The following is a 26,007-nucleotide window of genomic DNA, read 5'->3' on the forward strand; positions in this document are numbered from 1 at the left end:
AAGCCCTTTGGCGGGTGCAGGGCGGAGCCCTGCGGTCAGCGAAGCGCCGCCTCGACCTCCGGCCCCCGCCCGAGCCCGCGCAACAGGTCCGCCAGATGCGGCCGCACGGTCAGTTGCAAGGCGTGCAGCCGGCGCACCGCCTCGCTGAGTTCCCCTCCCCGTCCCAGCGCCGCGTCGGCGAAGGCGATCATCCGCGCGTTGGGCCAAGCGGGCTCGCGCAGGGCGTGCAGGCGCGCGACCAGCGCCCCGGCCTCCGTGTCGGGCTCGCCTTGCGCGAACAGCATCAGCAGGGCCGCCGTCGAGCGCGACAGGCCGTAATGGCAATGGACGAGGACATGGGAGGCGTCCCCGAGGTCGCCGCCGAAGGCGAGGATCGCCGCGACGTCCTCCCGCTCCGGGGGCACGAGGGTCGTGCCGTGCTTGTCGGTGCCGGGGCCGAGGCAATCGTGGAAGCGCAGGGTCGTGCGCCGATGCACGCCGTAGCCCTCGAAGGCGACCGGCTCGGGCGTGCCGGGATCGAGGAGCGAGAGCACGTGGCTGATCCCGGTCTCGCCGTGCCCCGACAATTCCTCCAGGCCGCAGACGGTGTGGAGGGTGAGGGCGGGATCAGGGGACGTGGCCATGGGCCCTCTCTTCAGGAAGCGGCGGCCATAGGCGAGCCGTATGGATCAGAACCAGGATCCACACGGTCTCGTCCACGACCTCGTAGACGATGCGGTAGCTGCGATGGGGGTTCACTTCGCGGGTCCCCGCGACCTGCCCCTCGTGCCCGAGCAGGGGAAACTCCGCGAGCCGCGCGACGGCCTCACCGAACAGACGGTCGATCTTCAGGGCGGCGGCCGGATCGCGGGCGGCGAGGTAATCCCAGATCGCCGCGCGGTCCCGCTCGGCCTCCGGGGTCCAGACGATCCTCACGTGCGGTCGGCGATCCGGGCGCGACGGGCGGCGAACTCGGCCTCGACCTCCTCGTGGGAGCGCCCCCGACCCTCCCGCACCGAGGCGCGGGCCACCGCGACCTTGCGTTCGAGGAAGGCGGCGTGCTCGCGCTCCTCACGCTGGCGGCGGACGAAGTCGCGCATCAGCTCGCGCACCACCTGCGACGCCGGGCGATGGCTCGCCTCGGCCTCGGCCATGAAGGCGTCGCGCAGCTCGGCTTCGAGCTTCATGGTGAAGACGGCGGCTTTCGGCATGGCGCCCTCATGCGGTGATGACGAAGTGTATACGCCCCCTGCGACCGCGCAAAGTTCCGGCCGGGGCTGAACCGTCCTGGCCGGTGATCCGTTTCGGGACGGGTGTCGGCCATGCTACCGACCCCGGCCCATTCCCTGCGGCCACTTTCCTGCGGCACGGACGACCAACCCCCGGACGAGATGCCTTCGGACGATACGCACGCCCCAACCCGCCCCGCCTCCCCGGCCCGGCGGGGCCTCCTTTCGGCCGGTCTCGGCGCGGCGCTGACCGCGCCGCTCGCGGCGCCCGCCCTGGCGCAGGCCGCGCCGGAACTGCGCTGGCGATTGTCGTCGGCCTATTCGAAGACCCTCGACATCCTGTTCGGCGCCCCCGAATCCCTGAGCCGGATCGTCGCCGAGGCCAGCGACGGGCGCTTCCAGATCCAGGTCCAGGGGCCGGGCGAGCCGGTGCCCGCCGAGGGGTTGCTCGATGCGGTCGCCGCCGGCACGGTGGAGATGGGGCACGGCCCCGCCTCCCTCGCGGCGGGCAAGGACCCGACCTTCGCGCTGGCCACCGCCATCCCCTTCGGGCTCAACGCCCGCGGTCAGGCGGCGTGGTGGCAGGCGGGCGGCGCGGCTGAGCTGTTCGCCGAGATCTTCGCCAAGGCGGGCCTCGTCGGCCTGCCCGCCGGCAATACCGGCGCGCAGATGGGCGGCTGGTTCCGCAAGGAGATCAAGAGCCTCGCCGACCTTCAGGGCCTGAAGCTGCGCATCGGCGGCCTCGGCGGGCAGGTGCTGACGAAGTTCGGCGTGCAGCCCCAGGCGGTGCCCGGCCCCGACCTCTACGCCGCCCTCGAATCGAAGAAGATCGACGCGGCCGAATGGATCGGCCCCTACGACGACGAGCGCCTCGGCCTGCAGAAGGTCGCCCCCGTCTATCACTATCCCGGCTTCTGGGAGGGTGGGGCGATGCTCCATGTCTGGATCAACGCCGAGAAGTGGAAGAGCCTGCCCAAATCCTATCAGGCGATCCTGCGGGCGGCCTGCGCCCAGGTCGGCGGGGAGGTTCAGGCGAAGTACGATGCGCGCAACCCGCGCGCCCTGCGCCGCCTCGTGGCGGGCGGCGCCCAGCTCCGCCCCTTCCCGCAGGAGGTGATGGAGGCCGCGCTCAAGAACGCCAACGAGGTCTATGCCGACCTCGCCGCCAAGAACCCGGATTTCCGCCGGGTCTACGAAGCCCTGCGGGTGTTCCGGAACGAGGAGTACCTGTGGTTCCAGGTGGCGGAGTACACCTTCGACAACTTCATGATCCGTGCCCGCGCGCGGGGCTGAGGCGTCACGGGTCGGTCACGGGGCGGGCCTAGGCAGTGGGTCATCCGAGCGGAGCGTTAGCATGAGACATCTCCCCGCCCTCACGCTCGCGGCCCTGTGCCTCACGGTGTCGGGTCCGGCGCTGGCGCAGAGCCAGGCCAACCTCAGCGCCCTGCGCGGCCTTGCCGCCGTGGCGCGGCTGCCGCAGAGCCCGGCGGGCCAGGCGGCCCTCGCCGCGAACCTGACGGTGACGGGCGACATCCAGAGCGGAGCCGCGAAGCAGCCGACGCTGCTGCCCCTGCCCGAGCAGCGCCTGCTGGCCCTGAAGGATTGCTTCATCACCGACGGCAACGCGACGCAGCTCGCGGACGGCCTCGGCACGCGGATCGGCGAGGCCTATCAGGCCAAGGCGCGCTACGCCGACCACAAGACCTTCACCAGCGTCTCGCCGGCCCTCGCCAAGCTGATCGGCTACACCAACAACGTCACGAAATCCGATTCGAACGCCGGCAAGTACTTCTTCGCCAACGGGACCCAGGACGGGAAGACGCCCGTCTCTGAGGAGGCGACGGCGATCCTGGCGAACGGGGCCGTGACGGACGTGTTCGGCCGCGCCTATGGCCGCCCCGCCGGCACGCCGGGCTCGGACGCCTTCGGCAACGCCCGCCCGGTGCAGACCCTGCCCGTCCTCACCGCCTACCGGGGCGAGGATTACTTCGGCCACCCCTCGCACAGCCTCGACTGGCTGCGCGGGCCGAACCAGAACCTCACCGACAGCCCGTCCTTCCCGAGCGGGCACACGACCTACGGCACCACGCAGTCCATGCTGCTCGCGATCCTCGTGCCGAGCCGCTACCGGCAGATGGTGGTCCGCGCCGCCGAGTACGGCAACGACCGTATCGTCGTCGGGGCGCATTACGCCATGGACGTGATCGGCGGCCGGGCGACCTCGCTCCACGCCCTGGCGCACCTGCTCGCCAACGATCCCGCCTATGTCGGGCAGATCCGCGTGAACCCGGCCGTGCTCGACCCCGCCAGCGCCGACACGGCCAAGACGGTCTCGCTCGGCGACTACCCGGCGGTGGTGAAGGCCGCCCGCGCCGAACTCGACGCCTTCGTGGCGCAGACCTGCGGCGCCGACATCGCCGCCTGCGCCGCGCAGGACCAGAGCCGGTTCAAGGACGAGGCCGCCAACGCCGCCTTCTACGCCTCGACGCAGACCTACGGCCTGCCGGTGGTCCACCCGGAGACGGCGGGCAAGACGGAGGACGTCGCGGCGCTCGCCCCCGAGGCCGGGCACCTGCTGACGGCCGCCTTCCCGGAGCTGTCGCTCGCGGACGCGAACCGCATCCTCACCGAGACTCAGGGGCCCGGCGGCGGCTTCCTCGACGACGGCTCGGAATTTGGCGTCTATTCCCGGCTGAACCTCTACGAGGCGGCCGGCCAAGCGGCCGCCCTCGTCGCAAGCCGGCGGAACGGCACGGCGCTTTCGCGCTGATCGCCCAAGAAAGCTGGTCGCCCAAGAAAAAAGGCCACCCCCGAAGGAGCGGCCCGAAGTCTAGGGAGGAAACGCCCAAGGAGGGCAGCGAGAGAACGACGCCATCGCGCTCTCGCAATGCAAAACTGAGCGCAGAAACCCCGGATGACAAGGGCTTTTGGCGCAAGATTTTACGCCTGGACTGGCACAAGCCTTGATTCAGGATCGACCGTGCTGAAAATGTCGCAGCGCAATCGCCGATCGCGAATGCTGCCTCCGCACTTCGCGAAAGCGCTGAATCCGGCGGAACGACACGCCTCATCGCCTTGAGACAGCTTAGGATAGTTCACCTTAGCTCCCGCAAACGCTATTTCATGCGTCCAACCCCTGCGACGTCGTGTCGAATCGGTCCTGCGGCCCCGTCGTCTCGCCCTGTTCCGCCTCCCCTTCTCCCCGCGCCGCCCTAGCTCGGTCGAGGCGAATCGTGGTGGGGGTCGGTGTGGCGATACAGGGCGAGCGGGTTCGGGTGCTCAATGATGTGGAGCCGGACGGCGAGGGCCGCTACGTCCTCTACCTGCTGCAACAGGCCAACCGCGCCCGGTTCAACCCGGCCCTCGAACTCGCGATCGAGGAGGCGAACCGGCTGAAGCTGCCGGTGGTCGCCTGTTTCGGCCTGCTCGACGGCAAGAGCGGCTTCCCGGAAGCCAATGCCCGGCACTACGCCTTCCTGCTCCAGGGCCTCGCGGAGGCGAAGGCGGGGCTGGAGAAGCGCGGCATCGCCTTCGTGATGCGCAAGGCCTCCCCCGCGAAGGTCGCCATCGACCTCGCCGACGAGGCGGCGCTCCTCGTCCTCGACCGGGGTTATCTCGCGATCCAGAAGGGGTGGTACGCCGAGATCGCCAAGCATGTCCGCCGCCGCATCGTGCAGGTCGAGGGCGACGTGGTGGTGCCGGTCGAGACCGCCTCGAACAAGCACGAATTCGCCGCCCGGACCCTGCGGCCGAAGCTCAACCAGCTCTGGGACACGTTCATCGAGGACCTGAAGCCCCGCCCCGTGAAGCACAAGGCGGACACGCTCGGCCTCAAGAGCGAGATCGATGTCTCCGACCCGGACTCGGTGCTGGCGGAGATGAGCCTCGACCGGGAGGTCGGGCCGGTGAAACGCTTCGCGGGGGGCGAGGGCGAGGCGCGCAAGCGGCTGAAGGCGTTCCTGAAGGACGGGTTCGAGGGCTACGGCGCCGGGCGCAACAAGCCCGAGGCGGCGGCGGCCTCGCACATGAGCCCCTACCTGCATTTCGGGCAGATCTCCCCCGTCGAGATCGCGCTCGCCATCCGCGAGGCCAAGGGGGGGGACGACGATGACCGAGGCGCGTACCTGGAGGAGCTGATCGTCCGGCGTGAGCTCGCCATGAACCACGTGTTCTACACGAAGGGCTACGACGAGTACGACAAGGCCGTGCCCGACTGGGCGCGCAAGACGCTGGCCGACCACGCCAAGGACGAGCGCCCGCACGCCTACACGGAAAAGCAGCTCGCGGCCGGCGAGACCCACGACCATTACTGGAACGTGGCCATGCGCGAGATGCGCGAGACCGGCTACATGCACAACCAGTTGCGGATGTACTGGGGCAAGAAGATCCTCGAATGGTCCCCCTCGCCCAAGGAGGGCTTCGCCCGCACCCTGCGGCTGAACAACCGCTACTTCCTCGACGGGCGGGACGCGAACTCCTTCACCAACGTCGCCTGGGTCTACGGCCTGCACGACCGCCCCTGGCAGCAGCGCAAGGTGTTCGGCACCGTCCGCTACCAGAGCGAGAACTCGCTGAAGAAGTTCGACGCGAAATCCTATGCGAAGGCCGTGGAGAAGCTCTGCGCGGCGGAGGACTGAACGCCCTCGCGCTCCGTCCCCCGGCCCGCTAAGCCTTCTGCGACGCGGGATACGAAGGACGGCGATGGCGGCGCAGCGGGAGTCGGAGACGGACGAGGCACCGAGAGTCCGGTCCCGCACCGGTCGCTCCATCGCCCGGCTCCGGTCCGCCTCCATGGACGCCTACCCCCTGTGGCGCTCGCGGCTATTGTTCCTCGTGGGAGGCATCTGCGTCGGCCTCGCGGCGGTGGTGATGGCCAAGGGCGCTGACCTCGCGCAGGAGGGGTTCAAGGCGCTCACCGCCCCTTCCCCGCTCATCGCCCTGGTGCTGACGCCGGCCGGCTTCGCCCTGGCGGCGCTCCTCGCCAAGACCGTGTTCCCGAACTCGCAAGGCTCGGGCATCCCCCAGGTCATCGCCGCGCGCCACGCCCGCGACGCCCGGTTCCGCCATGGGCTGATCTCCCTGCGGGTCGGGTTCGGCAAGGTGATGGTGCTGTTCCTCGGCCTGCTCTGCGGCGCCTCGGCGGGGCGCGAGGGGCCGACGGTGCAGGTCGGCGCGGTGATCATGGCCGCCTTCGGCCGGCTGACGCCGGACCGGCTGCCCGGCCTGCTGCTGGCGGGCGGCGCGGCCGGGGTGGCGGCGGCCTTCAACACGCCGCTCGCCGGCATCGTGTTCGGCATCGAGGAGCTGGGCCGGGCCTACGAGGCGCGCTCCTCCGGGCTGATCGTGGCCGGCATCGTCGCCGCCGGCCTGACCTCCCTGTGGCTCATGGGCAATTACACCTATTTCGGCACGACCCCGGCCGTCCTGCCCCTTTCGGCGAGCTGGATCGTCCCGGTGCTCGCCGTGCTCGGCGGGCTGGCGGGCGGGGTGTTCAGCCGCCTCGTGATCCTGTTCGCCCGGGGCCTGCCGGGGCGGGCGGGCCGGTTCGTCAGCCGGCGGCCGATCCTGTTCGCCGCCGCCTGCGGCCTCGCGGTGGCCCTGTGCGGGCTCGCCACGCACGGGGCGGCCCACGGCACGGGCTACGAGGAGGCGCGGAACATCCTGCACGGCGACGCCCCGGCGAGCCTCCTCTACGCGCCGCTGAAATTCCTCGCGACGGTGCTGAGTTCGGTGAGCGGCATCCCCGGCGGGCTGTTCGCGCCCTCGCTGGCGGTCGGGGCGGGGCTCGGGGGGATGCTGCACCCGTTCGTGCCGGATGTGCCGGTGGGCGCGGTCGTGCTGGTCGGGATGGTGGCCTATCTGACGGGGGTGCTGCAGGCGCCGATCACCAGCTTCGTCATCGTCACCGAGATGACCCAGAACCACGCCCTGATGATCCCGCTCATGGTGGCGGCGCTGATCGCGGACGCGGCCTCGAAGGCGGTCTGCCGCACCGGGCTCTATCACACCCTGGCCGAGATCATGCTGGAACGCGCCGACGTGCCGGCCGAGCCCGTCACCCGCACCGCCTGAGAATAAAGGCTCCTTTCGGGGCCCGCGCGACGGAACAGTCGCGCTTGCACGCCGGTTGAGCTTGAGAGCGTGACTCGCCCGGCTGTCCCGCCGGGCCAAGGGAGGTTGCCTGATGACCCTTCTGAAATGGGCCCTGATCTGCTTCGTGATTTCGCTGATCGCGGGTGGCCTCGGCTTCACCGGCATCGCGTCGGGCGCGGGCTCGCTCGCGCGGATCCTGTTCGGCCTGTTCCTGATCGTGGCGATCGTGATCGTGGTCATCGCCTTCGCCGTCGGGCAGGTGGTGTTCTAGCCCCATGCGTGGGCGCGTCTGCCTCGTCACGGGCGCGACGGGCGGCATCGGCTACGAGACGGCCCTCGGGCTCGCGCGCCGCGGCGCGCGGGTCGGCCTCGTCGGGCGTGATGCGAACAAGCTCGCCGGCTGCGCGGACAGGATCCGCGCGGCGGCGCCCGAGGCGCGGGTGGACACCTACCGCGCCGACCTGTCCTCGCAGGCGGAGATCCGCCGCCTCGCGGGCGAGGTGCGCGCGGCCTGCCCGCAGCTCCATGTGCTCGTGAACAACGCGGGCGCCATCTTCGACCGCCGCGAGACGACCGTCGACGGCATCGAGCGCACCTGGGCCCTCGACCATCTCGGCTACGTGCTGCTGACCCTCGAGCTCCTCGACACGATGGCGGCGACGGCGGGGTCCGGCGGCAAGCCCCGGATCGTCAACGTCGCTTCCGCAGCGCATTACCGAGGGCATATCGACTTCGCCGACCTCGGCGGGGTGAAGTCCTTCGGCCCGATGCGGGCCTATTCGCAGGCCAAGCTCGGCAACGTGCTGTTCACCTACGCCCTGGCCCGGCGCCTCGCCGGACGGGGCATCACCGTGAACTGCCTGCATCCGGGCGTGGTCGATACGGGCTTCGCCAAGAACACGGGCGGCCTGTTCGGCATGGCCTGGAACCTCGTCCGCCCCTTCCTCATCAACCCGGAGAAGGGCGCGCGCACCTCGCTGCACGTCGCCACCGCGCCGGACCTCGACGGGGTGACGGGGCGCTACTTCTCCCACGCCAAGCCCAAGACCTCGTCCTCGGAAAGCCGGGACGAGGCGGTGCAGGAGCGGCTCTGGCGGCTGAGCCTCGATCAGGTCGGCCGGGACGCCTGAGGCAAAAGCCTCAGGCGGCGACCGCCCGTGCGGCCTCGGGCTTGGCCTGGATCTCGATGAACACCCGCTTCACGTCCGGGTCGCGGGCCTTCAGCGCCTTGTCGAGCCGCGAGACCGTCGCCTCCACCGCTCCGGCGGTGAGGTCGTCGGCCATGTCGAGGCTGAGATTCACGAGGATGTCGCTCGGCCCGAGATGCTGGGTCAGCACCTCGTTCACATGCATCACCCCCGGCTCGTCGCGCACGATCTCGTCGATGGCCTTCACCAAGGCGGGGTCGGCGGCCTCGCCGATGAGGAGGCCGTGGGTCTCCACCATCAGGAACACCGCCATCCCCACGAGGACGAGGCCGATGCCGATGGAGGCCGCCCCGTCGAGGGCCGGGTTCTCCAGAAAATGCGCCAGCAGCACGCCCGCCAGCGCGATGAGCAGGCCCGCCAGGGCCGCTGTGTCCTCCGCGAGGATGGTGAACAGGCTCGGATCCTTGCTGCGCCGGATCGCGTGGATCGCCGAGTGCTTGCCCTTCTCGGCCCAGAACTGCTTCATCGCCACCGTCCACGAATAGCCCTCCGCCACGATGGAGAAGCCGAGGATGGCGAGGTTCACGGTGAGGCCGGGGATGGTGTAGCCGAAGAGGTGGGCGTCCCTGTCCGGCTCGGGATGCAGCATCCGCTCGACACCCTCGTAGATGGCGAACAGGCCGCCGCCGAGGAAGATCATCAGCGCCACGACGAAGGCGTAGAAATACACCTCGCGCCCGTAGCCGAAGGGGTGGCGGGCGTCGGCGGGCTTCACGGACCGCTTGAGGCCGATGAGGAGGAGGATCTGGTTGAGGGTGTCCACCACCGAGTGGACGCCCTCGGCGATCATCGCCGTCGAGCCGGTGAGGAAGCCGCCCACGAACTTCGCCGCCGCGATGGCGAGGTTGGCCCCCGCCGCGGCGTAGATCGCCCCCGTGCTCTCGTGTGCCACCCGTCGCGCCCTCCCGCGCCCGGTCGGCGCCGGGAGAGAAGGAGCTTGGCCTCGCCGCGGTTCCCATCCAGTGGACGCCCGCCCCCGCGCCGTGCATCGTGCCGGCCTGACTGGGAGGCAGCATGGCGGACACGGCCTACGACCCGAACAACATCTTCGGGAAGATCCTGCGGGGCGAGATGCCCGCGCACAAGGTCTACGAGGACGAGCACACGCTGGCCTTCATGGACGTGATGCCCCAGGGCGAGGGCCACACCCTCGTCATCCCGAAGGCGCCCTCGCGGGGTCTCCTCGATGCCACGCCGGAGACGCTCGCCGCGCTGATGCGCAGCGTCCAGACCGTCGCCCGCGCGGTGAAGGCGGCCTTCGCCGCCGACGGGCTGACGGTCTTCCAGTTCAACGAGGCGGCGGGCGGACAGACGGTGTTCCACCTGCACGTCCACATCATCCCCCGTCGAGAGGGCGTGCCCCTGAAGCGCCACGAGGGCGGCATGGCCGATCCGGCGCTGCTCGCCGCCCATGCGGAGAAGATCCGCGCGGCGCTCGCCGGCTGAGCGCGCCTCCGCCCGTCAGATCGCGGGCGCGGCGGCCTCCATCATCTGCGCGAGGCGGCGGCGGAGGGCGGCGTTCTCCGCCTCCAGTTCGCCGACCCGGCGCAGCAGGGCGGTCATGGTCAGGTCGGGGGCGGTCTCGGGGCTCTCCGCGGCGTTGTCGAAGGTCACGCCGATCCCGTCCTCCCGGCGCCAGCGCAACTGCGCGCGGAAGGTGCGCTCCTTCTGCGGGATGAAGAGATCGAACTTCTCCGGCAGCGTCGCGGTCTCGCTGAGCAGCAGGCGCGCCCCGGTGCTCGACATGTCGCGCACCAGACAATCGATGCTCGACGAACCGTTGTTGAAGTGGATTCGTCCCTTCAAAAACACCCGGAGGCGGGGCTGCCTTCGTTGTTCAATGGACATGCGACGAGTTCCAATATGCGCGAACACGGCCACTGTGCCGAATGCGAGTTAAGGAATATTCGCCATGATCCCCGACCGCGCTACGCGATGAAGCGCCGGTCGACCGTCTGAAACAGGTAGAAGCCGTTGAAGCGCACGGCGGTGTCGGCGGCGCGGCCGTCGAAATCGAGGGGCGGACGACAGCCGTCATCGAGCTTGCCGCCGAAGGTCCAACGGCCGGACCCGATGAAGGGCGGCACCGCGCTCGATTCGGGGACGGCGCAGCACAGGCCCTCCACCTCGGTCAGCCGGAAGAGGTTGTAGTTTCGCATCGGAAACCCTCCGCTAGGCCGCCCTCGGAGGCCGATCTTCGCTGCGTTGCGAAGAATCAGCTTGACCGTGTTCATAATGGCACAATGGGCCACGTTTGTGACGGTCAGGTTTCAGGGATGTTACGCGCCCACTCCTCCAGCCAGATGCGGGCCGATCCGTCGGACGGGGCGCGCCAATCGCCCCGGGGCGAGAGGGCCCCGCCCGCCACCACCTTCGGCCCGTTGGGGATGGCCGAGCGCTTGAACTGGCTGAAGGCGAAGAAGCGCTTCAGGAACACGCCGAGCCAGAGCCGGATCTCCGGCAGGCCGTAGGCGATGCGCTTGTCGGCGGGGAAGTCCGGCGGCCACGCGCCGCGCTCCGCGTCGGCCCAGGCATGGAGGGCGAGGAAGGCGATCTTCGACGGGCGGAACCCGTAGCGCAGAGTGTAGAAGAGGGTGAAGTCCTGCAGGGCGTAGGGGCCGATGGCGGCCTCCGTGCTCTGGGGCGCCTCGTCGGCCTCAGCAGGCACCAATTCCGGCGAGATCTCGGTGTCGAGGACGGCCCGGAGCACCCGGCCTTCCTCGGTGCTGAAGGCGTCCGTCGCAATGACCCAGCGGATCAGGTGCTGGATCAGCGTCTTGGGCACGCCGGCGTTGACGGCGTAGTGGCTCATCTGGTCCCCGACGCCGTAGGTGCACCAGCCGAGCGCCAGTTCCGACAGATCACCCGTGCCGATCACGAGGCCCCCCGCGTGGTTGGCGAGGCGGAACAGGTAATCGGTGCGCAGGCCCGCCTGCACGTTCTCGAAGGTGATGTCGTAGACCTTCTGCCCCGCCGCGTAGGGATGGCCCATGTCGGCGAGCATCCGCTCGGCGGCGGGGCGGATGTCGATCTCGGCGGCCGTGGTGCCGAGCCCCTTCATCAGCGCGTGGGCGTTGGTCTTGGTGCCCGCCGAGGTGGCGAAGCCCGGCATCGTGTAGGCGAGGATGTCCGAGCGCGGATAGCCCAGCCGGTCGAAGGCCTTGGCGGCGACGATCAGGGCATGGGTCGAATCGAGGCCGCCGGAGATGCCGATCACGACCTTCTTGGTGCCGGTGGCCTCTAGCCGCTGCGCGAGGCCGGCGACCTGGATGTTGTAGGCCTCGTAGCAATCCTGCGCGAGGCGGGCCGCCTCGTTCGGTACGAAGGGGAAGCGCTCCACCTTCCGCATCAGGCCGAGATCCCCGTCCGGGGGATCGACCCGGAACGGCACCCGGCGCCAGGGGCCGGGGGGCGCGGCGCGGGCGTCGTCATCGAAGCTGCCCGCCTGCAGGCGCTCCTGCGCGATCCGGTCGAGGTCGATGTCGGCCAGCGTCGCCACCGGCTTCCAGGCGAAGCGCTCGCCCTCGGCGAGGCGCTCGCCGCATTCGTCGATGCTGGTCTGCCCGTCCCAGGCGAGGTCGGTGGTCGATTCGCCGTGGCCGGCGGCGGCGTAGAGGTAGGCGCAGGCCCCGCGCATCGAGGCCGACCGCGACAGCAATTCCCGCGCATCCGCCCGGCCGACGGTGATCGGGCTGCCGGAGGGGTTGGCCAGCACCGTCGCCCCGGCGAGGGCCGCGTCCATGCCCGGCGCCCGGGGCACCCACAGATCCTCGCAGATCTCGATGCCGACCACGAGGCCCGGCACATCCTGCGCCTCGAACAGGAGGTCCGTGCCGAAGGGAATCGCTTGGCCCCCGACCGTGATCGTCTCGCCCGTGATCCCGCTGCCGGAGGCGAAATGGCGCTTCTCGTAGAACTCGCGGTAGTTCGGCAGGAAGGACTTGGGCACGGCGCCGAGGAGCCGCCCGCCCTGGATCGCGAGGGCGCAATTATAAAGACGGTGGCGCCAGCGCAGCGGCGCCCCGACGATCAGCAGCGGCCGCAGGGAGGCCGTGCGCGCGGCAAGGTCTCCGGCCGCCGCCGCGACGGCGTCGAGGAGCGTCTGCTGCAACAGCAGGTCCTCGATGGCATAGGCCGAGAGCGCCAGTTCCGGGAACACGGCCAGGGCCGCGCCCTCCCCATGGCAGGTCTCGGCCAGGGCGAGGATCTGCTGGGCGTTGCGCGCCGGATCCCCCGGATGGCTGCGCCCGGTGCAGGCGGCGACGCGGGCGAAGCCGTGCCGGTACAACGACCGGAAGGCCCTCTGGGACTCGCTTGGGTTCGACACGTACCGGCCCGCCTCCGAAACTCCGCGCATCCTTAATATGGGGCGCCGGTTCGCTCCAGCGAACGCCCGCGCCGAAAGCCCCCGTTAACGCTGACGCTTCTAACTCTAACGAGCCGCCGACGGCCGGTGGCCCTGTATTCAGCGTCTCATTGGAAACCCATGCGCGCATCGGGACGACCCCCGCACTCCCACCGTGACCCTGCCCGCCCGGTGCGGGGCGGTGACCGTTCCGGGCTGTCGCTCGGGGCGCTCGCCCACCGCCTGATGGCGTTGCGCGCCAGCCTCACCCGCCGCCTCGCAGGCAGCGCCGCCGGCCCGTCGCGGGTCGGCTACGGCACGCCCGGCCGCCGGGCCGAGCCGAGCTGGCTGACGCCCCCCACCGCCATGGTCGGCCGCGAGGGTCTTGAGCGCGCCCCGCGCCCCGAATGGGCGGACGAGATGGCCCCGGCCGCCCCGTCCTGGCCGTCGGACGTGTTCGATGACCGGGCGATGCCGCCCCTGCCCCGCGCCGAGAGCCGCATCGACCGTCAGGCCTCCACCCCCGGCGTGCTGGTGCGCCAGCCCCGCCGGCCCGACGCCATCGCGCCGGAGGAGCCCTTCGTCGTCACCTCTTCGGCCGCCCCTTCGCCTGCCCCCTTCGCCGCCCCCGCCGCCCCGGGGCAAGCCTCCTCCGTGCGCTACGTCCGCACGCCCGATTCGGTGCTGCAGGAGCGCCGCCAGCGGGCCCTGGAGGCCGAGCGCGTCGCCCTGGAGCGCGCCCGCGCCGAGGCGCAGGCCGCCGCCCTGGCGGTCGAGGCCGAGCGCCGCGCCCGCGAGGACGCCTCCGCCGCCGAGCCCGCCCGCGCCGAATCCCTCCTGGCCGAGGCCGGTGTGCCGCGCTGGCAGCAGCCCTTCGTCGCCAATCCCGGCGTCCGCTACTTCCGCACCCCGGACCGCCGCCCGGTCGCCGTGGCCCCCGCGCCCGTTCCGGCCCCGGTCGCCCCGCCCGAGCCGCGCGACTGGTCCGACCTGTCCGACTGGTCGCAGGCGCAGCCCTGGTTCGGCGGGGACGAATGGTCCTCCGTCGATGTCTGGGCCTCCCTCGACGCTCCGGCTCCCGCGCTGGAGCCCGCGTCGCCGGCCCCCGAGACCGTGGTCGCCGTGCCCCTCGACATCTCGCTGCTGCGCGCCCTGCCGCCCAAGCCGGCCTACGTCCTCGACCGCCTCGTGCGCTTCGACCAGCCGCCCCGCCCCGCCGACGCGCAGGACAACGGGCGCGAGCCCGAGCCGGCGGCGGCCGAAAAGCCCGGCCTGTCCCTGGTCTTCGGCCCGCATCAGGCCGCCGCGTCCACTCCCGCCCCTGCCCCGGCCCCGCGCAAGCCGGCGATGCCCTGCGCCATGGCGGCGCGGGCCGCGATCCGCGCGGGCTTCCAGCCCGCCCCGGTCGTCCCGGCGGCGCCCGCTCCCGTTGCGGTCTCCATGCCGGCCCCTCTGCCGGCACAAGCCGAGGAGCGGGTGGTGATCCCGCTCGCCCCCCGGCCCGTGCTCCTGCGCGGCCGTGCCGCCCCGGCGCCCGAGCCCACCCCCGAGCCGGAGGTGGTCGAGGTCCAGGCCGCGCCCGTCGAGGAGATCGCGATCCCGGCGCCCGTCGCCGCCGCGCCGGAGGCCGCCCCGGCGAACCTGCCCCTCGTGGCCGCCCGTCCGCGCATGATCGCGGCGCCGCGCCACCTGGAGATCGCCTCCTTCGACAACGCCGATTACGAGCTGCCCTCCCTCGACCTCCTCGCCCTGCCGGCCCCCAATGCCAGCGAGGAAGTCGATGCCGACGTGCTGGAGCAGAACGCCCTCAACTTGCAGCAGACGGTGCAGGATTTCGGCGTGCGCGGTGACATCCTCGCCGTGCGCCCCGGCCCGGTCGTGACCCTGTACGAGTTGGAGCCGGCGCCCGGCACCAAGTCGAGCCGCGTCATCGCCCTCTCGGACGACATCGCCCGCTCCATGTCGGCGGTCTCGGCCCGCGTCGCCGTGGTGCCCGGCCGCAACGTCATCGGCATCGAACTGCCGAACGAGGTGCGCGAGACCGTGTACCTGCGCGAACTCCTCGCCTCCGAGGATTTCGTGGACTCGAAGCACAAGCTCGCCCTGTGCCTCGGTAAGAACATCGGCGGCGAGCCGATCATCGCCGACCTCGCCCGGATGCCTCACCTGCTGGTGGCCGGCACCACCGGCTCGGGCAAGTCGGTCGCCATCAACACCATGATCCTGAGCTTGCTCTACCGGCTGAAGCCGGAGGAGTGCCGCCTCATCATGGTCGACCCCAAGATGCTGGAACTGTCGGTCTACGACGGCATCCCGCACCTGCTCTCCCCCGTCGTCATCGACCCGAAGAAGGCGGTCATCGCCCTTAAGTGGGCCGTGCGCGAGATGGAGGAGCGCTACAAGAAGATGTCGAAGATCGCCGTGCGCAACATCGACGGCTACAACGCGCGGATGAAGGAGGCCCGCGACAGGGGCGAGACCATCACCCGCACGGTGCAGACCGGCGTGAACCGCGAGACCGGCGAGGTGATCTACGAGCAGGAGGAGATGGACCTGTCGGCCCTCCCCTACATCGTCATCGTGGTCGATGAGATGGCCGACCTGATGATGGTGGCGGGCAAGGACATCGAAGGCGCCATCCAGCGCCTCGCGCAGATGGCCCGCGCGGCCGGCATCCACCTGATCATGGCGACGCAGCGTCCGTCGGTCGATGTCATCACCGGCACGATCAAGGCGAACTTCCCGACCCGGATCTCCTTCCAGGTGACGAGCAAGATCGACAGCCGCACGATCCTCGGCGAGATGGGCGCGGAGCAGCTGCTCGGCCAGGGCGACATGCTGTTCATGGCCGGCGGCGGGCGCACGACCCGCGTCCACGGGCCGTTCTGCTCGGACAACGAGGTCGAGAGCGTCGTGGCGCACCTGAAGCGCCAGGGCCGCCCGAGCTACCTCGACGCCGTGACCGCCGACGACACGCCGGAGGACGCCCCGAAGGAGACCGGCCGTCGCGGCAAGGCGGCGGAGAAGGCCGAGCGCGCCGAGGAGCCGGAAGAGGACGCCCCCGTCTTCGACATCAGCGCCTTCGCGGCGGCGACGGGCGGCGATTCGGACGACCTGTACAAGCAGGCGATCGAGGTGGTGCTGCGCGACCAGAAGGCGTCGACCAGCTACATCCAGCGCCGGCTGCAGATCGGCTACAACCGCGCCGCCTCGATCATGGAGCGGATGGAGATCGAGGGGATCGTCGGCCCGGCCAACCATGCCGGCAAGCGCGAGATCCTCGTGAACGGCGGCACCCACGGGGCCGGAATCGCCTACGACGACGACTGAAACCGGTCGTATCTTCGCCACAGGGCGGGGCTCTAAGCGGGCTCCGCCCCCGCAATCCCGCCCGAGCCGGCACCGCACGCGGTGCAAGGAGTCCCTGGATGATCGGCCGCCGCACCCGCCAAGCCGGCACCCTGTTCGCCGCGAGCTTGTGGCTCGCGCCGCTTCCGGCGCAGGCGCAGGTTCAGTCGTTCCTCGACGGCTTGTTCGGCGGCCGCAAGGAGCAGCCGGCGCCCGAGCCCGAGGCGGCGCCCCAGGCCGCCCCCGAGGCCGCGCCCAAGAAGGCGGCGCCCAAGGACCCCGCCAAGGCCGCATCGGCCAAGGACAAGCCCACCGACAAGACCGGCAGCATCAAGCCGGGCGCCCCCAAGGCGGCGGAGCGGGCGGCCGAGAAGCCCGCCCACGCGCCCGACTCCAAGGTCGCGACCGTGGCGACGCCCGCCCCCGTCTCGGCCGAGCCCGCCGACCCGGCGACCGTGCTCGCCCAGGCCAACGCCTATTTCAACGGCATCTCGACGCTGACCGGCTCGTTCATGCAGATCGGCCCGGACGGGCGGCGGATCGGGGGCAAGCTGACGCTCGCCAAGCCCGGCCGCCTGCGCTTCGATTACGATGCCCCCTCCCCCCTGGAAGTGGTGGCGGACGGCACCTCCGTGGCGGTGCGCGACAAGAAGCTCGCCACCCAGGACCTCTACTTCATCGCCCAGACGCCCCTGAAATTCCTGCTGCGCGAGAAGATCGACCTCGCCCGCGACCTGTCGGTGACGGACGTGTCGAACGATCCGGCCGGCGTGCGCATCAGCCTGGAGGACCGGGCGACCTTCGGCGGCACCTCGCGGATCCAATTGCTGTTCGACCCCGAGGTGAAGACCCTGTCGCAATGGCGGATCACCGATCCGCAGGGCTACATCACCACCGTGCAGCTCTCGAACCTGCAGAAGGGCAAGCCGGTCGAGGCCGGGCTGTTCTTCATCAATTACGGCCGGGCCGAGGACAAGGCGGCGCAGCAGGCGATCCAGTCCTCGCAGCGCCAGTAGACCGGACCTCCGTGCGCCTCTCCGTCACCACCTGGAACATCAACTCGGTGCGCCTGCGCATCGACCTCGTCCTGCGCTTCCTCGCCGAGCACAAGCCGGACGTCCTGTGCCTGCAGGAGACCAAGTGCCCGGACGACGCCTTCCCCCTGAAGGCGCTCCGGGGCTCCGGCTACGAGCACGTCGTGTTCGCCGGGCAGAAGGGCTACAACGGCGTCGCCTTCCTCTCGCGCCTGCCGCTCCACACCCGCGACGTGATGGGCTTCTGCGGCAAGCCCGATGCCCGCCACATCTCGGCGGTGCTGGGGCCGGAGGCGGGACAGGCGGCGGGCCTCGTCCTGCACAATTTCTACGTCCCGGCCGGCGGCGACGTGCCCGACCGCGACCTCAACCCGAAATTCGCGCACAAGCTCGACTTCTTGCAGGAGTTGCGCGCCTGGGGCGGCAGGCGTCCCTCCGGCCCGGCGATCCTCGTGGGCGACCTCAACGTCGCGCCCCTCGAACACGATGTGTGGTCGCACAAGCAACTGCTCGACGTGGTGAGCCACACCCCCGGCGAGACCGAGGCGCTGGAGACCCTGCGGGGCGAGGCCGGCTGGATCGACGCGGCGCGCCACCTCACGCCCGAGCCCGAGAAGATCTACACATGGTGGAGCTACCGCTCCCCCGACTGGAACGCCGCCGACAAGGGGCGGCGCCTCGACCATGCCTGGGTCTCCCCCGATCTCGCGGGCACGGTGCGGGCCGTCGACGTACTGCGCGAGGCCCGCGGCTGGGAGCGCCCGTCCGACCACGCCCCCGTGACGTTGACCCTCGAACTCTGAACGGAACTCCGGCGAGTCTCGCGCGCTACCCGCTCACATATTCGTGACGCGAGGTTTACCATGCGCAAGATCCTGATGGCGTTCCTGCTGCCCAAGATCATCGAGGTCATCCGCCGCCGCTACAGCCGGCCGCACGCCACCCGCACCCGGTCGTTCTGAGCGCGACGGGGACCGGCGACACCATGACCAACGATCCGCGCGAAGCCGGTCCCCGGCCGCCCTACCCGGGCGACCAGCAACAGCCCCGGCCGGGGCTCACGTCCAAGATGACGCCCCGGCCCGACCACGGCGAGGAGAGCTATGTCGGCAAGGGCCTGCTGACGGGCCAGGCCGCCCTCATCACCGGCGGCGATTCCGGTATCGGCCGGGCGGTGGCCATCGCCTATGCCCGCGAGGGCGCCGACGTGGCGATCTCCTATCTCGAGTCCGAGCAATCGGATGCCGAGGATACGAAGACCTGGATCGAGAAGGCGGGCCGGCGCTGCCTGCTTCTGCCGGGCGACATCCGCGACGAGGCCCATTGCCGGTCCCTGGTGGCGCGCACCGTGGAGGCGTTCGGTCGCCTCGACGTGCTCGTCAACAACGCCGCCGCGCAGGTGGTGAACGAGGGCTTGGACGACCTGAAGGCCAGCGACATCGAAGGCTCGTTCCGCGCGAACGTCTTCGCCATGTACTACCTCGCCCAGGCGGCGGTGCCGCACATGAAGCCGGGCGGGGCGATCGTGAACTCCACGAGCGAGCAGGCCAAGATCGCCGACCCCACCATGCTGATCTACGCCGCCACCAAGGGCGCCATCGCCAGTCTGACCATCGGCCTGTCGAACCTCCTCGCGCCCAAGGGCATCCGCGTGAACTGCGTCGCGCCGGGGCCGGTCTGGACGCCGATCCAGCCGATCGTGAAGAGCCCCGAGCAACTGGAGAAGCTCGGCACCGACACCCCGCTCGGCCGGGCCGGGCAGCCGGCCGAACTGGCCCCGGCCTATGTGCTCCTCGCCTCCCGCGAGGGCAGCTACATGTCCGGCGCCCTGATCCCCGTCACGGGCGGCGTGCCGATGCTGTGACGCGCGGGGTTCGAAACGGCGACAACTCGCCTTGAAATACGTTCGGACCCGCGATACACCCCCCGCCAGTGCCGCCGTAGCTCAGTTGGTTAGAGCACCAGATTGTGGATCTGGGGGTCCCCCGTTCGAGCCGGGGCGGTGGTACCATCCTTCAAGTCGGCGTCCCGATCCGTTCCGCACGCGGCCCTCGCGGGCGCCGCCCGGCGAGAGGCGGGACGAGACCGACCATGAACATGCCCGTCAAGCCCGTTCGCATCCTGTACGACGAGGATGCCATCGCGCGGCGTAATGCCGAGTTGGCGAAGGACATCCTCGCGACGCAACCTCAGGACCTCCTCGTGGTGGCGGTCCTGAAGGGCAGTTTCATGTTCGCCGCCGACCTGCTGCGGGCGATGCACCGGGTCGGGCTCGCGCCGCAGGTCGAGTTCGTGCACCTGTCGAGCTACCGCACCGGCACCGTCTCCACCGGGCAGGTCGAGATCCTGCGCGACGTGCAGAGCGAGGTGCGCGGCCGCGACGTGCTCCTCGTGGACGATATCCTTGAATCCGGCCGCACGGTGGTCTTCGCCAAGGACCTGCTGATGGCGCGGGGCGCCAAGCGGGTGCTGACGGCGGTGCTGCTGGAGAAGCCCGGCAAGCGCGCGGTCTCCATCGATGCCGAGTTCGTCGGCTTCACCTGCCCCGACGTGTTCGTCGTCGGCTACGGGATGGACGCCGCCCACGCCTACCGGCAGCTGCCCTTCGTCGGTGTGGTAGACTACGGAAACACCGACCCCGATTTGTTCGGCGGAACCTGAGATCGCGACATTTTGGCGTTTTGCTGCGCTGCGAAGCAGCTTTTGCGGGCCCTCTGTCTTGACAGGGAAAGGGTTCCTCCCGCGTTCTAAATGCGGGAACAGCCTACCTCCTTGTCGCAGCGGGACGAATCCGGTTCATCATGGCGCGCATCCTTCTGGTGGATGACGAAGAGACAGTCCGCGGCTTCCTGAAGCGGGGGCTGGAGATCGACGGCCATGCCGTCGTGACCGCCACCGACGGCAGCGACGGGCTCGACCGCCTGAACGAGGCCGGCGGCGCCTTCGACCTGATGCTCACCGACATCCGCATGCCGCTGATGGACGGGATCGCCCTGGCGCTGGCCGCCAAGCGCGACTTCCCGGACCTCACCATCCTGCTGATGACCGGCTTCGCCGACCAGCGCGAGCGTGCGCGGGGTCTCGACGCCATCGTCACCGACGTGCTGACGAAGCCCTTCTCCCTCGCCGACCTGCGCTCCACCGTGCGCCGCGCTCTGGCGGCCTGAGAACCCGGCCTTAACCATTCAGCTTAGTCCCGCCTTCACGCGGGGATGACAACTTGTGCGTGTGAATCGCCGAGGGTCAGGGCATGCGCGGGTACGAGCGCGACGAGGATGCGGAGGGGGAGTGGGACGAGCGCCCGCGCCGTCGGCCGCGCCGCCGCAGGGGCGGCGTCCGGCGGACCTTCACCCTGGTGAAGCTCGCCCTGTTCCTCATGCCCCTCGGCCTGTTCCTGTTCGGCAGCTATTTCGCCGATTGCCGGGCGCGCCCGTCCTTCACGGATTGGGCCTCGATGATCGGCGCCAGCGCCTGCGCACGGCACACCATGATCGGCAACGCCACCACCGCCCAGGACGGCTTCGCGGCGCTGCGGCGGATCATCGACTGACCGGATCGGATCATGGCCGCGCCCCTCTCCTCCGAATCGGACAAGCTCGACGAGGCCCGCTTCCGCGCCCGCATGGCGCGGGTGAGCGAGAGCGGCGCCTATCCCGGCCGCCCTCGCCCGCGGGAGGACGAGGGGGAGGTGGCCACCGGCCGTTTCCGGCTGGGCTGGTTCGGCTGGCTCCTGGTCGACGGCTTCGTGGTGATCGGCACCGTCGCCGCCGTGGTGGCGTGGCCCCCGGTCGATGCCTGCCGCACGCAGGGCAGGACGGTGGGCTTCATGACCGGCGAGACGGTGGAGAAGTGCATCCGCCGGGGCATCGGCGAGCGTTTGAGCAACGCCGACCAGCGCGTGAAGATGCTCCTGCGCGGCTCGGGGCACTGAGGCCCCGCCGGCCCTATCCCTCGAAGGACAGGCAGGCCCGCGTGCCCCTCGCGGCGGGGGCGTAGACCAGGGCGCTGCGCAGGTTCGTCGCCATCGCCTTGACGATGCGCGAGCCGAGGCCGGTGCCGCGCGGCTTGCCCTCGCCGGTCCAGCCGACGCCGTCGTCCTCCACCGCCAGTTCGAGCCGGTCGGCGATGCGCCGCAGGGCGACGCGGATCTCGCCCGGCTCCTCCGGCGGGTAGGCGTACTTGTAGGCGTTGGTGACGAGTTCGGTGACGACGACCCCCACCGAGACCGCCTTGTCGGTGGCGAGCCGCACGGAATCGGCGCTGAGGCGGATCGCATGGTCGCGGCCGGCGGCCTTCATCGCCGCCTGCAACTCCTCCACGAGGCTGCCGAGATAGGCGTCGAGTTCCACCGCCTCCACGTCCTCGGAGGTGTAGAGCCGGCGATGGATGCCCGCGATGGCCGAGATGCGCGCCTGCATCTCCTCCAGGGCGGCCTTGGCGGCGGGGTCGGCGACGGCGGTGGTCTGCATCCGCGCCAGCGCCGCGACCAGGGCCAGCGAATTCGCCACCCGGTGGTTCACCTCGCGCAGGAGCAGTTCGGCCCGGTCGCGGGCGGCCCGCACCTCGGCCTCGGCCCGCTCCTTGTCCCGGCGCATCGCCTCAGCGCCCAGCGCCGTGGCGACCGCCTCCCCGAGCAATTCGCGGAACTGCCCCTGGAGGTCCTTCCACACGTAGTCGGCCGCCCCCGCCTTCAGGGCGGCGACGGCGACGCGGCTGTCCTCCGAGCCGGTGACGTAGACCACGGGGGGCGCGTCCGGCAGGGCGCGGATCTCGGGCAGGAGATCGAGCCCAGTCTGGCCGGGCATGTGATGGTCGAGGGCGACGAGGTCGATGCCCCCCTGGCGCAGGCGGGCGAGGCCCGCCCCCCCGTCGGCGGCGTGCTCCACCGCGTAGCCGCGCGCGGCGAGGCTGCGCTGCACGAGGCGCGCGAGGCCCGCATCGTCGTCGATGTAGAGGATGCGGGTGGCGGGCTGGGCCGGGCCGCCTGGACCTGTCGTCATGGGGTCTCTGGGATCTGCATGACGGAGAAGAACAGGCCGAGCTGGCGGATGGCGTTGGCGAAGCCTTCGTAGTTCACCGGCTTCGTCACGTAGACGTTGGCGCCGAGATCGTAGCAGCGCTGGATCTCGCGGGCGTCGTCGGTGGTGGTCAGCACGATCACGGGCGAGCGCCGCGTGTGCGGGTTGGCCTTCACCTTCTCCAGGATGTCGATGCCGGTCATGTCCGGCAGGTTGAGATCGAGGAGGATCAGCAGGTGGCGCCGCTGGCTCACCTCGCCCGAGCCGTCCGGCCCGAACAGGTAGGTGAGCGCGGAGGTGCCGTCGCGGAACGGCACGATCTCGTTGTTCACCCCCGCCCGGCGGATGTTCCGTTCGATGAGGCGGGCGTGACCCTCGTCGTCCTCGATCATCACGATGCAGACGGGATGCATGTCCGGCTCTCGATTCATTCGGCGGCGATCGACAGGGGCGCCGCCGCCCCGCGCTCCATAGCCGCACCGCGCGGCAGCGTCACCGTGAAGGTGGAGCCCCGGCCCGGCTCGGAGTCGAGATCGATGCGCCCGCCGAGCGCCCGCACCAGCGCCTTGACGTGGGCGAGGCCGATCCCCTCCCCCGGCCTGTCCTGCGGGCCGGAGCGGCGGAACAGCTCGAAGACCCGGTCATGGTCGTTGCGGGCGATGCCCCGGCCGTTGTCGGCCACGGCGAAGCGCACCCGCTCCGTGCCCAGGGCCTCCGCCGTGACGGTGACGCGGCCGGGGCGGGCGGGATCGAGATACTTGAGGGCGTTGTCGAGGAGGTTCCCGAAGATCTGCTCCACGGCGAGCCGGTCCGCCACGATCGACGGCAGGCCGGGGGCGACGCTCACCACCGCGTTCTGCGAGCCGGCCTGATGGTGCGTCGCGTCCGCGAGACGCCGGATCACCGCCGACATGTCGAGGTGCTCCGGTTCGAACCGCCGCCGTCCCTCCCGCGAGAGTTTCAGGATCGCCGCGATCAGCCGCTCCATCCGGGTGACGGCGGCGCCGATGAAGCCCAGCGCCTCCCCGAGATCGGCATCGATCCGCTCCGCCTGCGGGTGGCCGGCGAGGACGGTCTGGAGTTCGGCGCGGGTCTCGGCCAATTCGCTCGTGAAGCCCATGATGTTGACGAGCGGCGCCCGCAGGTCGTGGCTCACGATGTAGGCGTAGCGCTGGATCTCCTCGTTCGATTCGCGCAACTCCGACTCGGCCTCGCGCTGGGCAGTGATGTCGGTGTGGACGCCGACCCATTCGCGGATCGAGCCGTCGCGGTTCAGCACCGGCACGGCGCGGATCGCGTAATGGCGGTAGCTCCCGTCCTTCGCCCGCACCCGGTGCTCGAACACGAAGGTCCTGCGGGCGGCGACGGTCTCGTTCCAGGCGGCGATGCTGGGGGCGGCGTCGTCCGGGTGGACGGCCTCCGCCCAGCCGAAGCCGCTGTACTCCTCCTGCGTCTGGCCGGTGATGGCGGCCCAGCCCGGCTGCGGCCCGACCATCCGGCCCTGCGCGTCGTTGGTCCAGAGCACGCCCCGCACCGCCGCGATGGCCGCGCGGAACCGGGCCTCGCTGGCGGCGAGTTCGCCCTGGATGCGGTGCTGGTCCACGGCGATGGCGAGCATGCCGACGAACAGGATCAGGAAGGTCGCCCCGGCCACGGCGAAGGCCAGCGTCTGGGGCGCGGCGGCGAGGCCGTGCGCGCCCGCGTGGCCGCCGTGATCCCCGGAAAAGGTGGCGGCCGCCATGCCGGTGTAGTGCATGCCCGCGACGGCGAGCCCCATGACAATGGCGGCGATCACCTTCTCGCCCACGCTGTTGTGGCGGAAGGCGAGCCAGAGGGCGACGGTGGAGGCGAGGATCGCGATGGCGACCGAGGCGGCGACGAGCGCCGGATCGTAGGCGACATGGCCGGGCATCCGCATCGCGGCCATGCCGGTGTAGTGCATCAGCGCGATGCCGAGCCCCATCAGCGGCCCGGCGACCAGCACGGTGCGGGGGCCGGCGCCCTTGCGCCCGGCGAAGGCGAAGGCCGCGCCGGTGACGCCCACCGCGATGAGGAAGGACAGGATCGTCAGCCCGAGGTCGTAGGCCGTCGGCATGCCCATCTCGAAGGCGAGCATGCCGATGAAGTGCATCGACCAGATGCCGCCGCCCATCGTGACGGCGGCCCCGGCGATCCAGAGCCCCCGGGAACCCGAGCGGACGGTGCCGTCCGCCACGCCGCGCGCCCGCGCGCCGAGATCGAGGGCCGTGTAGGCGGCGAACATCGCGATCGCCACCGACAGGGCCACGAGGGCAGGATTAAAGCCGGGGGTGGGCATCGAAGTCTCGGACGGCGGCGGTTGGAACTCGCGCGGGCCATTCTCTCACCGCGACACTGTGTCGGGGTATAAGGAACTTTCCAGCGAATTCGCGGCGGAAAGCCGCTTCAACCGTGGGTAAGTGCCGTCCGAGACCTTCTCATGGTTATTACGGGTGGAACACCACCTTCACGCAGCCGTCCTGCTTGTCGCGGAACGCCTTGTAGAGGTCCGGCCCGTCCGCGAGGTCCGTGGAGCGGTGGGTGATGAGCGACCCGGTGTCGATCTTGCCCTCCTGGATCAGCTTCAGCAGCGGTTCGAGGTAGCGCTTCACGTGGGTCTGACCGCTCTTCATGGTCAGGCCCTTCTGGACGATGGAGCCCATGTTGATCGGCACCGGCCCGCCATAGACGCCGGGCACCGAGACGATCCCGCAGGGCCGCACCGACTTGATCGCATCCGCCAGGGCCAGGGGCCGCTCGGTGGTGGTGAGCTTCTCCTGCACCGAGGTGATGAAGCCGGCGAGGCCGTGGCCGCCGCTGGCTTCCATGCCGACACAGTCGATCACCGCATCCGGGCCCTGGCCCTTGGTGATCTCCTTGATGCGCTCGAACACGTCCTCGTTCGCGAAGTCGATGATGTCGGTGGCGCCGGCCTTCCTGGCGAGCGCGATGCGCTCGGGCACCGTCTCGATGACGATGATCCGCTCGGCGCCCATGATCCTGGCCGACTGGATGGCGAAGAAGCCGACCGGACCCGCGCCCCAGATGGCGATGGTCTCGCCGCCCTGGATCTCGCAATGCTCCGCGCCCTGCCAGCCGGTGGGCAGGATGTCCGTGAGGAACAGGGCCGCCTCGTCGTCCATGCCGTCCGGCACCTTCATCGGCGCCACGTCGGCCATCGGCACGCGGACGTATTCGGCCTGGCCGCCGGCATAGCCGCCCGTGAGGTGCGAGTACCCGAACAGGCCGGCGGTGGTGTAGCCGAACTGGGCGGCGGCCATCTGCGCGTTGCGGTTCGACCGCTCGCAGACCGACCAGTTGCCGAGCTTGCATTGGCGGCACTCGCCGCAATTGATGTTGAAGGGCACGACGATGCGGTCGCCCTTGCGGAACTTGGAATGGCCGCTGCCGGTCTCGACCACCTCGCCCATGAACTCGTGGCCGAGGATGTCCCCCGATTCCATCGTGGGCATCAGCCCATCCATCAGGTGGAGGTCCGAGCCGCAGATGGCGCAGGACGAGACCTTGATGATGACGTCGCGCGGATCCTCGATTCTCGGGTCGGGAACGGTGTCGCAGCGGATATCGCCCTTACCGTGCCAGCAGAGTGCCTTCATGGTCGTGGTGTCCTCGCGCCGGGGCCGGCCTGAAACAGGCCGTCTCCTGAACAAGCAGGGGCGGCCACGGCCAAGTTCCGCGAAAAGGCCGGGCAAGGCTCCGCGCTGCGGTGTTGCG

26 protein-coding genes and 1 tRNA gene are annotated in these 26,007 nt (G+C 70.6%); 16 read left to right on the plus strand and 11 right to left on the minus strand.

What is annotated here, in order from left to right; genetic code table 11:
• Positions 1–35 precede the first annotated feature (35 nt).
• From ACXJ1Y_RS17115 to ACXJ1Y_RS17125, 3 genes are read right to left on the minus strand one after another with little or no spacing between them, the layout of a single operon-like run.
• Positions 36–623, minus strand: coding sequence for a tyrosine phosphatase family protein (locus tag ACXJ1Y_RS17115; protein WP_463847370.1), 588 nt, complete (start codon positions 621–623; stop codon positions 36–38).
• Entirely contained in the window at positions 607–915 is a 309-nt protein-coding gene (locus tag ACXJ1Y_RS17120; RefSeq protein WP_463847371.1) for a type II toxin-antitoxin system RelE/ParE family toxin, read from the minus strand. The genes ACXJ1Y_RS17115 and ACXJ1Y_RS17120 overlap by 17 nt, the downstream gene beginning before the upstream one ends.
• A complete protein-coding gene (locus tag ACXJ1Y_RS17125; protein ID WP_463847372.1) occupies positions 912–1,190 on the minus strand; it encodes a hypothetical protein in 279 nt (92 codons plus the stop codon). Before ACXJ1Y_RS17125 ends, ACXJ1Y_RS17120 begins: the two co-directional genes overlap by 4 nt.
• A gap of 180 nt (positions 1,191–1,370) precedes the next feature.
• Between ACXJ1Y_RS17125 and ACXJ1Y_RS17130 the strand changes: the two genes are divergently transcribed.
• From ACXJ1Y_RS17130 to ACXJ1Y_RS17155, 6 genes are all read left to right on the plus strand, one after another.
• Positions 1,371–2,501, plus strand: a complete 1,131-nt coding sequence (locus ACXJ1Y_RS17130; RefSeq protein WP_463850143.1) for a TRAP transporter substrate-binding protein — start codon at positions 1,371–1,373, stop codon at positions 2,499–2,501.
• A gap of 61 nt (positions 2,502–2,562) precedes the next feature.
• Positions 2,563–3,978, plus strand: a complete 1,416-nt coding sequence (locus ACXJ1Y_RS17135) for a phosphatase PAP2 family protein (protein WP_463847373.1) — start codon at positions 2,563–2,565, stop codon at positions 3,976–3,978.
• Positions 3,979–4,456: 478 nt separating this feature from the next.
• Positions 4,457–5,845: a deoxyribodipyrimidine photo-lyase gene (locus tag ACXJ1Y_RS17140; RefSeq protein WP_463850144.1), complete on the plus strand. Its 1,389-nt coding sequence runs from the start codon at positions 4,457–4,459 to the stop codon at positions 5,843–5,845.
• 154 nt (positions 5,846–5,999) lie between these two features.
• Positions 6,000–7,280 carry a chloride channel protein gene (locus ACXJ1Y_RS17145; RefSeq protein WP_463847374.1) on the plus strand — a complete coding sequence of 427 codons (1,281 nt, stop codon included), beginning with the start codon at positions 6,000–6,002 and terminating at the stop codon, positions 7,278–7,280.
• Positions 7,281–7,392: 112 nt separating this feature from the next.
• A complete protein-coding gene (locus ACXJ1Y_RS17150; protein WP_238247486.1) occupies positions 7,393–7,572 on the plus strand; it encodes a DUF1328 domain-containing protein in 180 nt (59 codons plus the stop codon).
• Positions 7,573–7,576: 4 nt separating this feature from the next.
• A complete protein-coding gene (locus ACXJ1Y_RS17155) occupies positions 7,577–8,431 on the plus strand; it encodes an SDR family oxidoreductase (protein WP_463847375.1) in 855 nt (284 codons plus the stop codon).
• A 10-nt stretch (positions 8,432–8,441) separates the two neighbouring features.
• On the opposite strand, the gene ACXJ1Y_RS17160 is transcribed toward ACXJ1Y_RS17155, so the two are convergent.
• Positions 8,442–9,401: a cation diffusion facilitator family transporter gene (locus ACXJ1Y_RS17160; protein ID WP_463847376.1), complete on the minus strand. Its 960-nt coding sequence runs from the start codon at positions 9,399–9,401 to the stop codon at positions 8,442–8,444.
• A gap of 122 nt (positions 9,402–9,523) precedes the next feature.
• On the opposite strand from ACXJ1Y_RS17160, the gene ACXJ1Y_RS17165 reads away from it, so the two are divergent.
• Positions 9,524–9,955, plus strand: coding sequence for an HIT family protein (locus tag ACXJ1Y_RS17165; protein ID WP_463847377.1), 432 nt, complete (start codon positions 9,524–9,526; stop codon positions 9,953–9,955).
• A gap of 15 nt (positions 9,956–9,970) precedes the next feature.
• Here ACXJ1Y_RS17165 and ACXJ1Y_RS17170 read toward each other — a convergent pair whose 3' ends face one another.
• The 3 genes from ACXJ1Y_RS17170 to ACXJ1Y_RS17180 form a co-directional block, all read right to left on the minus strand.
• The gene (locus ACXJ1Y_RS17170; RefSeq protein ID WP_463847378.1) at positions 9,971–10,357 is read right to left on the minus strand and encodes a PilZ domain-containing protein; all 387 of its coding nucleotides are present in this window, start codon (positions 10,355–10,357) and stop codon (positions 9,971–9,973) included.
• Between the two features lie 80 nt (positions 10,358–10,437).
• The gene (locus tag ACXJ1Y_RS17175; RefSeq protein WP_243959693.1) at positions 10,438–10,668 is read right to left on the minus strand and encodes a hypothetical protein; all 231 of its coding nucleotides are present in this window, start codon (positions 10,666–10,668) and stop codon (positions 10,438–10,440) included.
• 104 nt (positions 10,669–10,772) lie between these two features.
• Positions 10,773–12,836: an NAD(+) synthase gene (locus ACXJ1Y_RS17180; RefSeq protein WP_463847379.1), complete on the minus strand. Its 2,064-nt coding sequence runs from the start codon at positions 12,834–12,836 to the stop codon at positions 10,773–10,775.
• A gap of 264 nt (positions 12,837–13,100) precedes the next feature.
• Here ACXJ1Y_RS17180 and ACXJ1Y_RS17185 point away from each other — a divergent pair, with 264 nt between their 5' ends.
• The 9 genes from ACXJ1Y_RS17185 to ACXJ1Y_RS17225 all read left to right on the plus strand — a co-directional run bounded on the left by ACXJ1Y_RS17185 (position 13,101) and on the right by ACXJ1Y_RS17225 (position 21,167).
• A complete protein-coding gene (locus tag ACXJ1Y_RS17185) occupies positions 13,101–16,184 on the plus strand; it encodes a DNA translocase FtsK (RefSeq protein ID WP_463850145.1) in 3,084 nt (1,027 codons plus the stop codon).
• 98 nt (positions 16,185–16,282) lie between these two features.
• Positions 16,283–17,218: a LolA family protein gene (locus ACXJ1Y_RS17190; protein WP_463847380.1), complete on the plus strand. Its 936-nt coding sequence runs from the start codon at positions 16,283–16,285 to the stop codon at positions 17,216–17,218.
• An 11-nt stretch (positions 17,219–17,229) separates the two neighbouring features.
• The gene (gene xth, locus ACXJ1Y_RS17195; RefSeq protein ID WP_243959687.1) at positions 17,230–18,039 is read left to right on the plus strand and encodes an exodeoxyribonuclease III; all 810 of its coding nucleotides are present in this window, start codon (positions 17,230–17,232) and stop codon (positions 18,037–18,039) included.
• Between the two features lie 182 nt (positions 18,040–18,221).
• Complete coding sequence (locus ACXJ1Y_RS17200) at positions 18,222–19,100, plus strand: SDR family oxidoreductase (protein WP_463847381.1); 879 nt, start codon at positions 18,222–18,224, stop codon at positions 19,098–19,100.
• A 70-nt stretch (positions 19,101–19,170) separates the two neighbouring features.
• A tRNA-His gene (locus tag ACXJ1Y_RS17205) sits at positions 19,171–19,247 on the plus strand.
• An 80-nt stretch (positions 19,248–19,327) separates the two neighbouring features.
• On the plus strand, positions 19,328–19,897 hold the full coding sequence (hpt, locus tag ACXJ1Y_RS17210; RefSeq protein ID WP_463847382.1) for a hypoxanthine phosphoribosyltransferase: 570 nt from the start codon (positions 19,328–19,330) through the stop codon (positions 19,895–19,897).
• A 140-nt stretch (positions 19,898–20,037) separates the two neighbouring features.
• The gene (locus tag ACXJ1Y_RS17215; protein WP_243928550.1) at positions 20,038–20,403 is read left to right on the plus strand and encodes a response regulator; all 366 of its coding nucleotides are present in this window, start codon (positions 20,038–20,040) and stop codon (positions 20,401–20,403) included.
• 83 nt (positions 20,404–20,486) lie between these two features.
• On the plus strand, positions 20,487–20,786 hold the full coding sequence (locus tag ACXJ1Y_RS17220) for a hypothetical protein (protein ID WP_463847383.1): 300 nt from the start codon (positions 20,487–20,489) through the stop codon (positions 20,784–20,786).
• Positions 20,787–20,798: 12 nt separating this feature from the next.
• A complete protein-coding gene (locus ACXJ1Y_RS17225; RefSeq protein WP_463847384.1) occupies positions 20,799–21,167 on the plus strand; it encodes a hypothetical protein in 369 nt (122 codons plus the stop codon).
• Positions 21,168–21,180: 13 nt separating this feature from the next.
• Here the strand turns inward: ACXJ1Y_RS17225 and ACXJ1Y_RS17230 are convergent, their stop codons facing one another.
• The 4 genes from ACXJ1Y_RS17230 to ACXJ1Y_RS17245 form a co-directional block, all read right to left on the minus strand.
• Positions 21,181–22,236, minus strand: a complete 1,056-nt coding sequence (locus ACXJ1Y_RS17230; protein WP_463847385.1) for a sensor histidine kinase — start codon at positions 22,234–22,236, stop codon at positions 21,181–21,183.
• On the minus strand, positions 22,233–22,667 hold the full coding sequence (locus ACXJ1Y_RS17235; protein ID WP_342162280.1) for a response regulator: 435 nt from the start codon (positions 22,665–22,667) through the stop codon (positions 22,233–22,235). The genes ACXJ1Y_RS17230 and ACXJ1Y_RS17235 overlap by 4 nt, the downstream gene beginning before the upstream one ends.
• 14 nt (positions 22,668–22,681) lie before the next feature.
• Complete coding sequence (locus ACXJ1Y_RS17240) at positions 22,682–24,571, minus strand: sensor histidine kinase (protein ID WP_463847386.1); 1,890 nt, start codon at positions 24,569–24,571, stop codon at positions 22,682–22,684.
• A 148-nt stretch (positions 24,572–24,719) separates the two neighbouring features.
• A complete protein-coding gene (locus ACXJ1Y_RS17245) occupies positions 24,720–25,889 on the minus strand; it encodes a zinc-dependent alcohol dehydrogenase (RefSeq protein WP_463847387.1) in 1,170 nt (389 codons plus the stop codon).
• Positions 25,890–26,007: the final 118 nt, after the last annotated feature.

This window comes from Methylobacterium sp. TK26, from assembly GCF_055361565.1.

Excerpts from the sequence above, each read along its gene's own strand:
- ACXJ1Y_RS17115 (WP_463847370.1), bottom strand. The coding sequence starts at position 623 with ATGGCCACGTCCCCTGATCCCGCCCTCACCCTCCACACCGTCTGCGGC.
- ACXJ1Y_RS17125 (WP_463847372.1), bottom strand. The coding sequence starts at position 1,190 with ATGCCGAAAGCCGCCGTCTTCACCATGAAGCTCGAAGCCGAGCTGCGC.
- ACXJ1Y_RS17130 (WP_463850143.1), top strand. The coding sequence starts at position 1,371 with ATGCCTTCGGACGATACGCACGCCCCAACCCGCCCCGCCTCCCCGGCC.
- ACXJ1Y_RS17135 (WP_463847373.1), top strand. The coding sequence starts at position 2,563 with ATGAGACATCTCCCCGCCCTCACGCTCGCGGCCCTGTGCCTCACGGTG.
- ACXJ1Y_RS17145 (WP_463847374.1), top strand. The coding sequence starts at position 6,000 with ATGGACGCCTACCCCCTGTGGCGCTCGCGGCTATTGTTCCTCGTGGGA.
- ACXJ1Y_RS17150 (WP_238247486.1), top strand. The coding sequence starts at position 7,393 with ATGACCCTTCTGAAATGGGCCCTGATCTGCTTCGTGATTTCGCTGATC.
- ACXJ1Y_RS17155 (WP_463847375.1), top strand. The coding sequence starts at position 7,577 with ATGCGTGGGCGCGTCTGCCTCGTCACGGGCGCGACGGGCGGCATCGGC.
- ACXJ1Y_RS17165 (WP_463847377.1), top strand. The coding sequence starts at position 9,524 with ATGGCGGACACGGCCTACGACCCGAACAACATCTTCGGGAAGATCCTG.
- ACXJ1Y_RS17170 (WP_463847378.1), bottom strand. The coding sequence starts at position 10,357 with ATGTCCATTGAACAACGAAGGCAGCCCCGCCTCCGGGTGTTTTTGAAG.
- ACXJ1Y_RS17175 (WP_243959693.1), bottom strand. The coding sequence starts at position 10,668 with ATGCGAAACTACAACCTCTTCCGGCTGACCGAGGTGGAGGGCCTGTGC.
- ACXJ1Y_RS17185 (WP_463850145.1), top strand. The coding sequence starts at position 13,101 with ATGGCGTTGCGCGCCAGCCTCACCCGCCGCCTCGCAGGCAGCGCCGCC.
- ACXJ1Y_RS17190 (WP_463847380.1), top strand. The coding sequence starts at position 16,283 with ATGATCGGCCGCCGCACCCGCCAAGCCGGCACCCTGTTCGCCGCGAGC.
- ACXJ1Y_RS17200 (WP_463847381.1), top strand. The coding sequence starts at position 18,222 with ATGACCAACGATCCGCGCGAAGCCGGTCCCCGGCCGCCCTACCCGGGC.
- hpt (WP_463847382.1), top strand. The coding sequence starts at position 19,328 with ATGAACATGCCCGTCAAGCCCGTTCGCATCCTGTACGACGAGGATGCC.
- ACXJ1Y_RS17215 (WP_243928550.1), top strand. The coding sequence starts at position 20,038 with ATGGCGCGCATCCTTCTGGTGGATGACGAAGAGACAGTCCGCGGCTTC.
- ACXJ1Y_RS17220 (WP_463847383.1), top strand. The coding sequence starts at position 20,487 with ATGCGCGGGTACGAGCGCGACGAGGATGCGGAGGGGGAGTGGGACGAG.
- ACXJ1Y_RS17225 (WP_463847384.1), top strand. The coding sequence starts at position 20,799 with ATGGCCGCGCCCCTCTCCTCCGAATCGGACAAGCTCGACGAGGCCCGC.
- ACXJ1Y_RS17230 (WP_463847385.1), bottom strand. The coding sequence starts at position 22,236 with ATGACGACAGGTCCAGGCGGCCCGGCCCAGCCCGCCACCCGCATCCTC.
- ACXJ1Y_RS17235 (WP_342162280.1), bottom strand. The coding sequence starts at position 22,667 with ATGCATCCCGTCTGCATCGTGATGATCGAGGACGACGAGGGTCACGCC.
- ACXJ1Y_RS17240 (WP_463847386.1), bottom strand. The coding sequence starts at position 24,571 with ATGCCCACCCCCGGCTTTAATCCTGCCCTCGTGGCCCTGTCGGTGGCG.
- ACXJ1Y_RS17245 (WP_463847387.1), bottom strand. The coding sequence starts at position 25,889 with ATGAAGGCACTCTGCTGGCACGGTAAGGGCGATATCCGCTGCGACACC.